Source organism: Spirochaetales bacterium, assembly GCA_016930085.1.
Classification (GTDB): domain Bacteria; phylum Spirochaetota; class Spirochaetia; order SZUA-6; family JAFGRV01; genus JAFGHO01.
The window spans coordinates 19,891-34,434 of sequence record JAFGHO010000056.1; the positions used below are offsets into that span (position 1 = coordinate 19,891).

General features: G+C 48.6%; 11 protein-coding genes. 8 read left to right on the forward strand and 3 right to left on the reverse strand.

Annotated features, from left to right (window positions below):
* Window positions 1-158 precede the first annotated feature (158 nt).
* From JW881_09040 to JW881_09070, 7 genes are all read left to right on the forward strand, one after another.
* Window positions 159-827 carry a hypothetical protein gene (locus tag JW881_09040; GenBank protein MBN1697645.1) on the forward strand — a complete coding sequence of 223 codons (669 nt, stop codon included), beginning with the start codon at window positions 159-161 and terminating at the stop codon, window positions 825-827.
* A gap of 74 nt (window positions 828-901) precedes the next feature.
* On the forward strand, window positions 902-1,444 hold the full coding sequence (locus JW881_09045) for a hypothetical protein (GenBank protein ID MBN1697646.1): 543 nt from the start codon (window positions 902-904) through the stop codon (window positions 1,442-1,444).
* Between the two features lie 248 nt (window positions 1,445-1,692).
* Window positions 1,693-2,349 carry a lysoplasmalogenase gene (locus JW881_09050; GenBank protein MBN1697647.1) on the forward strand — a complete coding sequence of 219 codons (657 nt, stop codon included), beginning with the start codon at window positions 1,693-1,695 and terminating at the stop codon, window positions 2,347-2,349.
* Window positions 2,350-2,505: 156 nt separating this feature from the next.
* Window positions 2,506-3,618, forward strand: a complete 1,113-nt coding sequence (locus JW881_09055) for a CIA30 family protein (GenBank protein MBN1697648.1) — start codon at window positions 2,506-2,508, stop codon at window positions 3,616-3,618.
* Window positions 3,619-3,821: 203 nt separating this feature from the next.
* The gene (locus tag JW881_09060) at window positions 3,822-5,567 is read left to right on the forward strand and encodes an ABC transporter ATP-binding protein (protein MBN1697649.1); all 1,746 of its coding nucleotides are present in this window, start codon (window positions 3,822-3,824) and stop codon (window positions 5,565-5,567) included.
* A 165-nt stretch (window positions 5,568-5,732) separates the two neighbouring features.
* On the forward strand, window positions 5,733-7,430 hold the full coding sequence (locus JW881_09065) for an ABC transporter ATP-binding protein (protein ID MBN1697650.1): 1,698 nt from the start codon (window positions 5,733-5,735) through the stop codon (window positions 7,428-7,430).
* 324 nt (window positions 7,431-7,754) lie between these two features.
* The gene (locus JW881_09070; GenBank protein ID MBN1697651.1) at window positions 7,755-9,269 is read left to right on the forward strand and encodes a hypothetical protein; all 1,515 of its coding nucleotides are present in this window, start codon (window positions 7,755-7,757) and stop codon (window positions 9,267-9,269) included.
* A 30-nt stretch (window positions 9,270-9,299) separates the two neighbouring features.
* Here the strand turns inward: JW881_09070 and JW881_09075 are convergent, their stop codons facing one another.
* The 3 genes from JW881_09075 to JW881_09085 all read right to left on the reverse strand — a co-directional run bounded on the left by JW881_09075 (window position 9,300) and on the right by JW881_09085 (window position 12,989).
* Window positions 9,300-10,205 (reverse strand): dihydroorotate dehydrogenase, encoded by a 906-nt coding sequence (locus JW881_09075; GenBank protein MBN1697652.1) that lies wholly within the window; start codon window positions 10,203-10,205, stop codon window positions 9,300-9,302.
* On the reverse strand, window positions 10,196-10,912 hold the full coding sequence (locus JW881_09080) for a dihydroorotate dehydrogenase electron transfer subunit (GenBank protein MBN1697653.1): 717 nt from the start codon (window positions 10,910-10,912) through the stop codon (window positions 10,196-10,198). Before JW881_09080 ends, JW881_09075 begins: the two co-directional genes overlap by 10 nt.
* A 178-nt stretch (window positions 10,913-11,090) precedes the next feature.
* A complete protein-coding gene (locus tag JW881_09085) occupies window positions 11,091-12,989 on the reverse strand; it encodes a hypothetical protein (protein ID MBN1697654.1) in 1,899 nt (632 codons plus the stop codon).
* 115 nt (window positions 12,990-13,104) lie between these two features.
* Between JW881_09085 and JW881_09090 the strand changes: the two genes are divergently transcribed.
* Window positions 13,105-14,514 carry a B12-binding domain-containing radical SAM protein gene (locus JW881_09090; protein MBN1697655.1) on the forward strand — a complete coding sequence of 470 codons (1,410 nt, stop codon included), beginning with the start codon at window positions 13,105-13,107 and terminating at the stop codon, window positions 14,512-14,514.
* Window positions 14,515-14,544: the final 30 nt, after the last annotated feature.

Here is a 14,544-nt window from a genome sequence, read left to right on the forward strand (position 1 = left end):
CTTATGATCGCTGGAAATGCGAAGGATATAGGGATGGAGCGTTTTCGGCGGCCGCCGTAATGAATACACCATAGCCAGTCTAATGGGAACCGGACGTTTAAAGGGTGCGGCTGCGATATTTATATATTGTAATATTCATTTCCAAGGAGGAACGCCCGATGGGTAATCGTAGAAATACACGGTGGCTGTATATCCCTGTTATTTTTATCGCACTAATGCTGATGCCGGCTTGTGTTTCGCAACCGCCTGAGGAAACGACAAATGAAACCGCCGTTTCGGATTCCGGGACCGATGAGACGCACATCGTCGCACCCGAACCGACGGAAACACCCCTCCCGACACCTTCACCAAAACCGGAGCCTACTCCCGTCCCCACACAACCCCCGGAACCGCAAGAAACACCCGGACCTCAAAAAGGCGAATGCTGGCTTGTCACGGAAAACACCGCCGTCGGATTAAATACGAACTTCACGACAAAGCTTTTTACCAATACCGGAGATCAGGGACTCGCCGCCTATGGTATCAAGATAAAATTCGATCCCGAAATCATCGATGTCGATAAGGCAGTCGGCATTAACGGGGCCGAAGCGGGGCCAAAGAGTTTTCTGGCTGCGGCGAATGTGACAAAACCGGGAGAAATAATGATTGCCGGATTCGATACCTCGGGAAAAAAGGGGGGTGAAGTCTTCCATATCGCGACGATCCATTGGAAAGCGAAAAGGAAAGGAACGACAAAGCTTGAAATAATCATCGACAATCTCATTGATTCATCGACCACACCGATCGGAACGATGAAAGGTCACAACAGTGAAATCGAAGTGAGATGAAGCTAAAATCGCAATACTTCAACTTCAGTTGAAATAAAAACGAGAGGAAACAATCATACGAAAAGGAGCGTATCATGAAGAAAAACAAACCATTGAGAGGAAGCCTGATTATTCTCGCGGCCGCAGTAATCGTATTTTTTGCAGGATGTGAGAAAAAATCCGATCCTTCGAAAACCCCGAAACCCGAATATATCCTTCCCGGAAGCGGGAATGTCTGGATTGTTCCGGAGGAATTGACGGTAGCGGCTGGTGAAGCGTTTACGACGGAAATTCACATAAACTCGGGAAATCAGAAAGTCGCCTCGTATGGTATCGACCTCACCTTTACCTCCGATATTATCCAGATTGATGTTTCAAAGGGTGAAACCGGGATTGAGGCGGGAAAGGACGGGTATGTCAGCGCGGTTAATCCGAATCTTAAGGACATGGCCAAACTGGCCGGCTTCGATGTACACGGGACCGGACCGGGGGTGGATCTCAATTTTCTGACGGTCCACTGGAAAGCCGTTAAAAAAGGGACAAGTAAAATAAACATCACCGTCGACAAGGTAACCGATGAGAAAACGAATGATGTGGGGAGGCCGAAGGGCATCGGGGGGACGGTCATCGTCGAATAACGGCGAAAAAAATCCGCTTCCCGGCCGAACCGTCTGATAGGATACAACATTCGACGGGTAGTATCGTATAGCCGGAAAACCATCGGCATAAGTGTTTATACCGCGGGGGAGAAACCGGCCGGCCGGACCATTTCCGGTCGCAGAACCGGCTATACGATGGATAACGGCCCGAATTCGATACGAAAAGGGCGCCGGTTGTCTCATTACACGCTTGTTTTTCGGGCCGTTATCGGTAATACTATACCTGTATGCAGTATCTCATCTTTATTCCGATTATCGCTTCAAGCGCTGCCGTGACAATCACAGCGGACGCCCGCGGGATAAAATGGCTTTATAATAGTGCAAAAGTATCGACAACGATGATCATTATCGGACTCGCCGCTTTTTCGTTCGTTTATGCGGCCCGGCCGGTCTCATCATATACTATTTTTATCGTCTCGGCGCTTGTTCTTTCCCTTGGCGGCGACATCGCCCTTCTTTTCAAGGATAACCGGGCTTTTATAACGGGACTGGTTTTTTTTCTTGCCGCTCATGTCGTTTATACCATTGCATTTATCATATCAAGCGGATTTGCCGTGATGGATGCACTTCCGGCGGGAATGATAATCCTCCTCCTTATTATCTTGTTCAGAAGTTTCAGCGAACACCTCGGAAAAATGCTTATTCCCGTCATAATTTATATGGTAATCATTTCGGCAATGGTATGGCGAGCGTTTTCGACCCTGTTCAATAATTCGATCCCGGTAAACCATTCGCTGCTGATCGCAATCGGGGCGTGTTTTTTTTACATTTCGGACATCCTCCTCGGGGTCGACAAATTTATCTTTCCCGTGGACCATATCACGTTCAGGAACCTTTCCACCTACTATATTGCCCAGACAATGCTCGCTCTTTCATGTTTTTGACGCGGTATCCCTCGAACAGCAATACGGGAAACCGAAAAAAAGAAAAACCTTCCCGTCGGATAACATTAACTATTAAAAAAAATACATCCGGCAGGCGCTTGGCTTGAAAAAGAACGGGATGCGGTGTATAATCATTTTCACAGGAGAAAACCTATTATGAAATATCTTATGTTATTATCGATTATGATTATACTTCCTTTCTTTGTCTGGGCAAAAGGAAATGCCGAGTATGAGGTAACGGAGATACTTCCGGTGGACGATTTTGAAGACGGTGACGGAAAAAACCTTTTCGGTGAAGTGTGGGAAACATTTGATGATGAGGTGTCCGGCGGCAATTCGAAGACAACCATAAAGACAAACCACTCGCCCGGTTACAAGGAATCCGCCCATTGTCTTTATGCGGAATACAAACTCGGAAGTCTGAGCGATTACAGTTATACCGGTTTCAATTCGACACTCCAACCGGAAGAGGCCCCGATGGATTTAAGCGAATATTTCGGTATTCGATTCTATGCAAAGGGGAAAGGTCTGTTTATCGTTAAAATTGCGACAACGGCCACACTGAAACAATTGAACTTTCATGCGACAAACGATATAGCGCTTTCTTCCGAATGGCAATTGTATGAACTTCCCTTTTCAAGGTTTTCGATCAAATGGGGAACGATGCGTCGATGGGACCCGTCAGAGATTATTAAAGTCGAATGGGCGTTCGAAAACAGGAATTACGGAAAAGGAGAAATCTATCTCGACGACATAGGGTTTTACAAGGCGGTGGAGGTAAAAAAAGAAGCGAAAGAGGAAAAGATTGAAGATACATCAATTGCCGAAGCGAAAAAAAATGAAAAGATCATCGGGCAGAAAAAACTCAACGCATTGAAAGACAAACGCATTGCCGTTGTCGGTATCGATTCAGGTGAAGTGAAATCAACGGTCGCCGAAGCGATTGTCGGTTTCATCACCAACGCCTTTGTCAACCAGGGAACATTCAAGGTCATGGACAGAAAAAGTATAGAAAAAATACTCGATGAACAATCGTTTCAACTAGCCGATTATGCCGATACCACAAAAATGATCGAAATCGGGAAACTCGCGGGCGCCGAATATATCGTGACCGGGACTCTGTCCAGAGTCGGGGACACCTACTACCTGAATATCAAACTCATCTCGGTAAAAACGACGGAAATCGTCGGTTCGAGTATCGCGACGGCAAAAGACGATACACAGTTTTTTTCCATGAGCAATAACGCCGTCGACAAGCTGTTTCAATAGTAACGGCGGCCGCACCGTCATCCGAAGGATGATCGGCACAATACCGCCCGGCCCGGAAAGCGGAGCGTACGGATTCATCAGACCGGTTCCATCCGTTCGCTATCGGTTGCCGTCGCGGTGCTGAAAAAGTCATTTCTTTTTCCTCCATGCTTGCCCAATATCGAAAAGACGGCTATATTCTTGTAACGCAATAAGGAGGTGGCGTGGCCAAACGGGAATTTCGTATAAAGGGAGAATACCGCTATAACAGAAAAAATTCCCTGCGGTGGGTACTCTCACACCTCTTCCGGTATCCTTTGTTCCCCTTTTTCCTTTTCGCAGCCGCGGTTGTCAATAACCTCGCCTTCGGCAACATCCAGATACAGATCGGAAAAGGATTCAATATCATATCGAAAGCGGGGTGGACTCCCGAAGTCCTTTTGACACCGGTTTTTATGATTGTCGTTATCGCGTTGATTCAGGGAACTACCGGTCTGGTTCGCAATTTCAGTTTCGAGTTTCTCGCACAGCGGATCGAACGGGATGCGCGGGAAGAACTCTATCTCAGACTGCTGGGGAAAAGCCAGAGCTTTCACGGCAGGCAGAAAATAGGGGATATCATGGCCCGTGCGACCAACGACGTACGGAACCTGAACTTTCTCTTCAATCCCGGACTGATGCTTATCCTCGATTCGACACTCGCCTTTTTTATACCGCTTCTCCTTATCGGCCTGATCTCACCCGAACTTCTTGCCGTTCCCGGTGTTTTCGCCGTCTTCCTTGTCCTGACCGTCATCGATTACAATCGCAGGCTGAAACCGGTGAGTTTTGCGCAACGCGAACAATTCGGGGTCATGAATTCCGGACTCGCCGATACTGTCGAAGGGATCGAAGTAGTAAAATCAAATGCTATGGAGACCTATGAACTGAAAAAATTCATGGGCGACGCGCGGGTTTTCCGCGATTATTTCGTCAAACAGGGAATTATCCAGGCGAAATACTGGCCCATGTTCGTCTTTGCGGTTTTCTGGGGCCTGGCTTTCCTCCACTGCCTCTGGCTATGGAGGCGGGGGATTATCGATCTCGGAAATGCGATCGCTTTTCTCGGGCTGTTCGGTTCGTTCCGGTTTACCACATTCATTTCGATTTTTTCATTCAACCTGGTTCAGATGGGAATGGCGAGTGCCGGACGTATCCTCACGATGATAAACGAAGAAACGGAACTTGACGAAAATCAGGGAGGCATTCAAAAACCGGTAAACGGAAAGGTGGTATTTTCCGGTGTGAGTTTCTCACTCGGCGGTAAACGGATACTGGACGATATCTCCTTTACCGTTTCACCCGGTGAAACGGTCGCGATTGTCGGACAGACAGGATCGGGGAAAACCATCCTCACTCGATTAATCAACCGCATTTTCGACGTCACATCGGGCAGCGTCCTTGTCGATGACAGCGATGTCAAACAATGGAACCTGGAAAGCCTGCGGTCACAGATTTCGACGATAGAACAGGACATATTTCTCTATTCGACGACCATTCGCGAAAATATCGCTTTCGGGCACGAAAACGCGACGCCTGAAAATATCACGGAAGCGGCAAAGCAGGCGCAGGCCCATGAGTTTATCATGAGGCTTTCCGAAGGATACGATACCGTTATCGGGGAACGGGGTGTGACGCTTTCAGGGGGACAGAAACAGCGGATAGCGATTGCACGGGCCTTTCTCACCAATCCACGGATCCTCATCCTGGACGACAGCACCTCCGCCATCGACAGCGCCACGGAAGACGAGATACAAAAGGCGATGCAAAAAATCAGCCTCCGGAGAACGACATTTATCATCACACACCGCCTGTCTCAGATACGATGGGCGGACAGGATCCTGGTTCTAAAAAAGGGTGGGCTTATTGCCAACGGGGACCACCGTCGATTGATGGAAACCTGTGAGGCGTACAGGAAGATATTCTCGTAAAAATACCGCCCGCAAAACAGGCGGTTTCCATATATCTATAGAAAGGAGGGACTTTCCCTGGGATTCATACTAGACGGGCTTGACACCGAATCATACGACCGCTCCTATAAAGACGGTGAACTCGTAAAAAGGATCATCGATTATTTCAAACCGCACGGGAAAAAGATGCTCATTGTGGCGGCCGCCCTTACCCTCAACTCCGCGGCCGGAAGCGCCGGCCCCATCCTGCTCTCGACGATTATCGATCTTGTCGCGAAAAATCCCTCCCTCGCCGTCATCCTGGCCGGAGCATGCGGCGTTGTTTTACTCGGTGTCCTCGGATGGCTGTTCAATTATATCAGGCAGCGGTTGACGGCTACGGTGATCGGTGATGTCGTGCTGAAACTGCGCAGCGATGTCTTTGAAAAGACGATCCAGCATGATCTCTCTTTTTACGACAGCCACCCGTCCGGCAAAATCGTGAGCAGGATTACCTCGGATACACAGGATTTTACCGAAGTCGTCTCCCTTATTATGGATCTGTTGAGTCAGGTGATCCTTGTATTGATTCTGGTTGTCTGGCTTTTTATCCTGAACGCGACACTTACCCTGATTCTTCTTGCCATGGCACCGGTTGCCGTCATCATTGCCCTCAGATTCCGTAAAATAGCGCGTAAAGTGACCAGACAGGCGAAACGGGTGCGGGCAAAGATAAATGCCCAGATACAGGAATCGATCAGCGGCATTATGGTGGCAAAGGCTTTCAGAAAGGAAAAATCCCTCTTCCGGCAATTCTCTGAAAACAACCGCCAGGCGTATTCGGTCGGTCTTCGCCGCGGGATTATCATCAACATCATATTTCCGATTATCAATATGGCCGGAGCACTCGGGACCGCACTCATCATGTATACGGCCGGCATGGCGGTACATGACGGCGGCATGAGTGTGGGGACATGGTATCTTTTTATGCAGACAGTCGGTTTCTTCTGGTATCCGCTTTTGAGTATCGCTTCGTTCTGGAGTCAGTTCCAGGACGGTCTTTCCGCCTCCGAACGGGTGTTTTCCCTTATCGACCGGGAACCGAATGTCATTCAAACCGGCAACGATCGCCTTTCATCGGTCCGGGGAAATATCGAATTCGACCGTGTCTGTTTTTCGTACAATGAAAATGAATCGGTACTATGTGATTTCTCCCTCCTTATCAACCATGGAGAAACGGTCGCGCTGGTCGGCCATACGGGTGCGGGAAAAAGCAGCATCGCGCGGCTTATTACACGGTTTTACGAGTTTCAGAAAGGCCGCATCCTCCTCGACGGCATCGATATCCGCTCACTCGATCTTGTCTCCTACCGGCGGCACGTCGGACTCGTTCCGCAGGATCCCTTTCTCTTTTCCGGAACCGTGGCCGACAATATTCGATACGGGAGGCCTGAAGCGACGGAATCCGACGTGTGCTATGCTGCAACCCACCTCGGTAACGGGGAATGGATCGACGACCTTCCACGGGGCCTTGCCACGGATGTCGGCCACAGGGGAAGCAACCTGTCAATGGGGCAGCGGCAGCTGGTCGCCCTCGCGCGGGTACTTCTTAAAAATCCCGCTATCTTCATTCTTGATGAAGCAACGGCGAGTGTCGACCCCTTTACCGAAGTCCAGATACAGGAAGGGTTGTCGACCGTCATGAAATCGCGGACAGCCGTCATTATCGCACACCGGCTTTCGACGATAAAGAAGGCGGACCGGATCCTTATGATGAAAGAAGGATCGATTATCGAAGAAGGCAACCATGCTTCCCTTCTCGCTTCGGGCGGTTCTTATGCCGATCTGTACAATACCTATTTCAGACATCAATCCCCGGAATACATCGAGCAACGGGGTGAGTAATCATGATACAACCGTGACCGATGTGCGTCTTCAATTCCGTAAAAAAGGACACAAATAGATCGGATTGTACCTTGACTTTTTTTTCCTCCCATGATAGTATATGATATCATGTTACATTATCGATACGTTGATAATAGTAAAATCTCCTCTTTTCAGGGATTGATGAGAAGAACCCCTTCTGTGATCATCGGTATAATAATCATTATTATTGGAACTCTGAAGAAGCCCTGGCCTTAGGGGAGAATGTAATCCGAAACCTTTAAAGCCGTGGGCGAGAAGCTCACGGCTTTTTTTTCGGCTAAAAAAGGAGGATGGGTATAAAAAATGGTAGAAGTAATGGACACGACACTCCGTGACGGAGAACAGATGAAGGATGTCAGTTATACATCCGAAGAAAAACTCACGATTTCAAGAATGCTTCTGGAAGAGGTGAATGTCGACAGGGTCGAGATCACGAGCGCGCGAGTGAGCGCCGGAGAAAAACAGACGGTTTCGACGATCATCGATTGGGCGGGGAAGCACGGCTACATCGACAGAATAGAAATCCTCGGTTTTACCGATTTCAATAAATCCGTCGACTGGATTACGGATGTCGGCTGCAGGGTGATGAATATCCTGGCAAAGGGCTGGATCCTCCATGTCGAAAAACAACTCAGAAAAACCGCTTCCGAACATATTTCCGATATCCTGAAAACGATCGAGTACGCGGACAAAAAAGGCGTTGTCTGCAACATCTACCTCGAAGTATGGTCGAACGGTATGATCGAATCGCCCGGTTTTATCCATCAAATAATCGATGCATTGAAGGGTACATCCGTAAGACGTTTTATGCTTCCCGACACCCTCGGCATCTTTTCGCCCGAACAGGTCATGACCCACGTCACCGATCTCGTCCGCCGGTATCCCGACCTTCATTTCGATTTTCACGGCCATAACGATTACGGGCTTGCAACGGCCAATACGATCACCGCCGTGAAAGCCGGGGTCCGCGGCATCCATTGCACGGTAAACGGCATGGGAGAACGGGCGGGGAACACGTCACTCGACGAAACGGTTGTCGGTATTCACGATTTTCTGGGATTGAAAACCAACGTGAACGAAAAGAAACTGTTCAATGTCAGCGAGGCTGTCGAAATATTTTCCGGCAAACGAATACCGTCGAACAAACCCATAACCGGTTATAACGTTTTTACACAGACGGCCGGAATCCACGCCGACGGAGACAAAAAGGGAAACCTCTACGCCAACTCCCTCCTTCCCGAACGTTTCAACAGAAAGCGCCAGTACGCCCTCGGTAAACTGAGCGGTAAATCGAATCTCGATTACAATCTCAAGGAAATGGGAATAGAATTGAATGACGAGCAGAAAAAAAAGATACTCGAACGGATCATCGAACTCGGCGACCGGAAAGAATCGATTACCCAGGAGGACCTTCCCTATATCATTACCGACGTTCTCGAACGCCCGAACGAGAGAAAGTTCAATGTGGAATCGTGTATCATTGTCGCGAGTAAGGGGCTGAAGTCGATCGCGAGCGTCAAAATCATCTATAAAAATCCCGAAACGAATGAAATCCGTGAATATGAAGACGCGGGCCAGGGGGACGGCGGATATGACGCGTTCATGAACGCTGTTAAAAAAATTGCGAAACGCCTCGGTTATTCCATACCCGAACTCGTCGACTACCAGATTACGATTCCGCCCGGGGGCAAGACCGATGCACTCGTTCAGTGTTCGATAACCTGGAGAAACCATAAAAATTTTGTCACAAAGGGAGTGAACCCGGATCAGGTGCTGGCGGCGGCCGAAGCCACGGAGAAAATGCTCAATCTCCTGTAACCGGACCGTTACGGAACCTCGATCGGTCTTTCATTCAAGCAGCGCGTTGAGTTCCGGGATGCTCTTGATTCCTTCACGTCTGCAGTAGGATTCGATTCCCTGAAGAACCTTTATCGCCGCCGAGGGGTCCACAAAGGTCGCCGTCCCGATCTGTACGGCAGCGGCCCCGGCCAGTAGATACTGTAGCGCATCGTCTCCCGTCATGATACCGCCCAAACCGATGACGGGGATTGACACCGCGCGTTTCACCCGGTAGACTGCCGCCACACCGACGGGGCGTATCGCCGGCCCCGAAAGCCCCCCCGTCCCGCTGCCAAGGACCGGCCGCTTTTTCTCAGTATCGATAACCATGCCCACGACCGTATTGATACAGGAAACTGCATCGGCGCCGCCCGCTTCCGCGGCGCGCGCGATCGCGCAGATATCGGTGACATTCGGCGTGAGTTTGACGATAAGGGGCTTTTCCGTTATCCGCCGCAGCCGGGAGGTCAGGTGTTCGACCACCCCAGGGTCTGTCCCGAAGGCGATGCCGCCGCGCGAAACATTCGGACAGGAAACGTTTACCTCGTATCCCCAGATACGCTCGCATTCTTCGAGGGACCCGATGACGGACCCAAACCCGTCTTCCGTTTCACCGGAAATATTGGCCACAATCGCACAGTCTGCATCCTTCAACGCCGGCAGTTTTTCCTTTATATAGACTTCAACGCCGACATTAGCCAGGCCGATTGAATTGAGAAGTCCCGACGGTGTTTCAATGATCCGGGGGCATTCGTTTCCCGCACGGGGAGCCGGGGTTATCGTCTTTGTGTAAAGGGCCCCGACAGCGGAAAGATCGACAAGGCTTTCATATTCCCCTCCATAACCAAACGTCCCGGACGCAAGGCCGACGGGATTTTTCAAACTTCTTTTTCCTATTGTCACGGTCAGGTCCATACGATCTCCCTGCTTGAAAAAACCGGTCCTTCGCAACAAACCCTGGCGAAACCCGGGGCCTTCTCCGTTCTGACAACACAGCCCATACACGCACCGACCCCGCATGCCATGGTCTGCTCCATAACCACAAAACAATCGGCCGAATGCGCAGAAGCGAGTGCATGGCACCCGGCAAGCATGGGGCGGGGGCCGCAGCAGACAAGAAAGGACTTTTTTATGATATCCGCCCCCAGTGTGGCGCAATAATCGAGTGCTGTCCCGTGGAATCCCCTGCTTCCGTCATCGGTACAAAGCACGGGGTCCTGATCCAAAAACCGCGGTATCCCGGGAACGGCCGACTTCGACCGGACACCTAACACGAAGCGGTGAGAAATGCCCAGATCTTTCAGGACCGAACTGTAATAATAGACGGGACCGAATCCGATACCGCCGGCGATCAGGAGGGGAGTTTTCCCTACGGGAGGATCCGCGATAAAATTTCCAAGCGGTCCGATCACGTCGGCAGCGTCTCCACGGGCCATACCGCACATCATTTCCGTCCCTCTCCCCCGCTTCTGATAAATAATCGATGCGCGCTTTTTCACGCCGTCATAATATGAAAATGCGAACGGTCTGCGAAGCAGCGGGACGGTCGTATCGGCGATACGGATGGTTAGAAACTGGCCGGGACGGGGAAGTCCCGCATCATCGGGCCAGAAGAAGGACATCCGGTAATAATTCTCCGCGATACGGGAGTTTTCGTAAAGTTCGGTGATAAACTGTTTCACTTATCAGACTATACCAAAAGAGGCCGATTGTTGTAAATATCATGAAGCCGGTCTTTCGTTGTCGTAACGGGCTTATTTGATTGTAACAGGTATGAAAACGGCGAGTAGCGAAACCCTACTATTCCCTGTTTTTCAAGACAGTGATCGAATCGATGACAACCGCCTCATCATCGTTGTTTATGATTTTAAGGATCATCCGTTCAGGTTTTTTCGATGGTTTCCCGATAGCGACATCGACAGGTTTTTCTTCATTGACAAAAACGGCTTTTCTCCCAAAACTGCTTACCTTGATATAAAAAGAATTGCCGTTATTTTTAAGACGGAATGACTGCAGTTCTCCGCCCGCCGCCACCTGGCCGTTTGAAAAAGAATCGATAAAGGGCGTATCGCTTCCTTCCCAGAACAGGGATATCTTTGAGTTATCGTGCACGGGTTCAGCGTAACGGACAATGATGCTCACATCTTCATATTGAATGTTTAGCGGGGAAATCACGATCGACAGCGATGTTGTAAGAAAGAGTTTTCCCGTATCGATCCTGTCATCTCCTTCAACCACGACATCTTCCGGCAGATATAGTCCGTCGAAGCCCTGCGCAAAAAGGGTATTATCATCATAAAGCTGTCTGATCGCATCCTCATAAAGATCAGGATTGATGGCGGCCCTGCCTTGAGGGTCCCTGAAATAAACCCCGCATTCATCGATAATCCCGCCGATGCCGTTTTCACCCCCGATTATTGTCTCGCCGGAAGTCATTATCTCCAGATTGATGTCGTTGACGGTAAAATCCCCCATCTGTATTCCGTCAAGGAACCAGAGTGCTTTCAGGGTCTTCTCAATGGGGATGAAGGAAAGGGAAAGCAGAAACCGCTTTTGAAGGAGATTCACGTTGATCTTCGAAGGAATAAACACCTCTTTCATCCCCGACTGTAATCCGGCGAAGAAGGTCCCATCCTTATCGATATAAACGGCGAGTGAAAAAAGATTATCAAGCGATGAAATACGGATTATATTCTTCCCCTCCTGGTCGGGTTCCAAAAGGAGTCCCAGTGAGAGGGTGAATGGTGTTAATCGCCCTTCTTTTACCGGCAGAATATTCTCGGTTATCATGAAACCTTCCCCCGGTTTCAGGGCATAACCGAAATCTTCATCTGTTGTAATGAGTTCCGGTTCACCGATCGGTGTGGCCCCCCCCCTGTATTTATCTTCGATAACAGGCGGTGATCCTTTACCGCTGTCAAAAAGATCCCCCTCAAAATGATAAAGGGCATAATACGAGTCCGCCGGTTTTAATCGTTTATTCGATGGTTTGCCCGCTTTTGTTACAAAAAGCTCGACATCCATAAAAATATCCGATTCAAAAGGGAAATCATCCGTTCCGGGCGGTTCGATGGGAAAAAGTTCAATTCGTACGGTAAAAATCCCTTCTTCTTCAGGCGCCGACCAGAGAATCTTGTTCAACCCCTCACGTATCGTGCCTTTTGCGATGACGGTATCGTTGATTGTCCATCGCAGGTAGGGATTCGATGATTCAGGAACGGTAAGGAGTGCCGTGAGAAGAACGGTCGCACCCGGAAAAATCACGGGGGGAAATGATTCAATCCCGGTGATTCCGTATTGCTCCCTGACATAAAAAAAAGTCATTTTCTTCTCGGATATCATGACCGAATCCGAGTAAAGAAGAAACTCGACGGTATATCGACCGGTTTCGAGTGTATCGAACAGATTGAGCGAAAGCGGTTCGTTAAGGGCAAAAGAGGAATTCGAGAGTGTTCCCAATTGTTCACCGTCACTAGAATAAAGATTGACAAGTAATCGATCGGGTTTTTCATCTTCTGCCGTTGAGGTTATCTGAAAGGAGAGGTTTTCACCGACCTCTATTGTGCCGCCGTTTGCGAGCGAAAGAACGGCGATTTCGTTGAGTGATCCGGTTTCGGGAGAAAAAAAGGATTCCCCGCATGAACATATACTTATAACGAGGCATATTGTGATATAAACGCGAAGACGCTCCCTTTTCATCTATTTCAAATGATACCACATTTTTTTACTAATTCAATATTATTTACACCTATATTGACAGAATTTTGATAAAAAATTACATTGGTATATAATTACTTTCGAAAAGGACTCTCCAATGATCAAAAATATAATATTTATAGAACCTGTCTCGGAACGACTTCATGTTTTTTCTCGATATGAACTTCCGAGACTCGGAAATATCATCCTGGCCACGATAATGAAGAAAAACGGATACAATGCGAGCGTATATTTTGGCCGCAGAAAGGAAATTCTGGCAAAAAACCTTTCACCAGACCTTGTCGCTATCTCATCGATTACCGCGACCGCGCCGCAGGCATATATGCTTGCCGATCACTATAGAAAAAAGGGTATACCCGTTGTGATGGGCGGGCCCCACGTCACTTTTTTACCGGAAGAAGCCCTGGAACATGCCGACTACCTGATAAGGGGTGAGGGGGAAGTGCCGTTTCAGCTGCTGATCGAAGCCCTGAATAACGGCGGTTCGTTTCATGACATCCCCGCCCTCGGCTGGAAATCCGACGGTAAGATACATCTCAATCCGCTTTCGCAACCGATATGCGACCTGGATACGATTCCGATACCGGATTTTACACTACTTCATCGCAAAGAGAAGCGTTTCAGCATTTTCAGGGAAAAAATACCCGTACAGACCTCACGGGGCTGTCCCTTTAATTGCAATTTCTGTTCCGTAACAAAAATGTTCGGAAAAAAATACAGGTACCGATCCGCCGATAATATTATCGAGGAAATCGGCAAATACAACCCCAAAAAGCATGTTCTCTTTTTCTATGATGATAATTTTACCGCAAACAGAAAAAGGACAAAGGAACTGCTTAATAAGATGATCGATTTGAAGCTTGGATTCAATTGGTCGACACAGGTACGCTGCGATGTGGCAAAAGACAGCGAACTGCTGGATCTCATGAAAAGGGCGGGCTGTACGACACTCTACATCGGTTTTGAATCAATCGATCCGGATTCACTCATGGAAATGAAAAAACAACAATCCGTTGAAGAAATCATACACGCGATCAGGGAAATACAGAAACGGAAAATTCATATCCACGGCATGTTTGTTATGGGATTCGATAACGATACCCCAAAAAAGGCAAAAGCCACGGTCGATTTTGCAATAAAATACAAAATCGATACCGTCCAGTTCCTTATTCTGACACCGTTACCGGGTACCGAATTTTATAACCGGATGCGTTCCGAAAATCGTGTGCTCGATTACAAATGGGATACCTATGACGCACACCATGTAAAATTCAAACCGATTCATTACTCTGCATGGGAACTTCAAATGGCCCAGATAGTGGCACATACGCGTTTCTATGCACCGTATCGAGTCATCGCACGACTCCTCAGGGGAAGAACCGTCGCTTTTTTTGTGGGACTTTACGCCAATTCGCTGAACAAACAATGGAAAAAAATCGAAAAAGCATATCTGGTTGCCCTGAAAAAAATGATAGAAAACAACAAACCCATGCCAGAAATAATGTAGCGACGGTTTTTATTTCGTTTGCGATATATT

Coding starts and splice junctions, on each gene's coding strand:
- JW881_09045 (MBN1697646.1), top strand. CDS start 902: ATGAAGAAAAACAAACCATTGAGAGGAAGCCTGATTATTCTCGCGGCC.
- JW881_09085 (MBN1697654.1), bottom strand. CDS start 12,989: ATGAAAAGGGAGCGTCTTCGCGTTTATATCACAATATGCCTCGTTATA.
- JW881_09070 (MBN1697651.1), top strand. CDS start 7,755: ATGGTAGAAGTAATGGACACGACACTCCGTGACGGAGAACAGATGAAG.
- JW881_09080 (MBN1697653.1), bottom strand. CDS start 10,912: ATGTCCTTCTTCTGGCCCGATGATGCGGGACTTCCCCGTCCCGGCCAG.
- JW881_09055 (MBN1697648.1), top strand. CDS start 2,506: ATGAAATATCTTATGTTATTATCGATTATGATTATACTTCCTTTCTTT.
- JW881_09090 (MBN1697655.1), top strand. CDS start 13,105: ATGATCAAAAATATAATATTTATAGAACCTGTCTCGGAACGACTTCAT.
- JW881_09040 (MBN1697645.1), top strand. CDS start 159: ATGGGTAATCGTAGAAATACACGGTGGCTGTATATCCCTGTTATTTTT.
- JW881_09065 (MBN1697650.1), top strand. CDS start 5,733: ATGCTCATTGTGGCGGCCGCCCTTACCCTCAACTCCGCGGCCGGAAGC.
- JW881_09075 (MBN1697652.1), bottom strand. CDS start 10,205: ATGGACCTGACCGTGACAATAGGAAAAAGAAGTTTGAAAAATCCCGTC.
- JW881_09050 (MBN1697647.1), top strand. CDS start 1,693: ATGCAGTATCTCATCTTTATTCCGATTATCGCTTCAAGCGCTGCCGTG.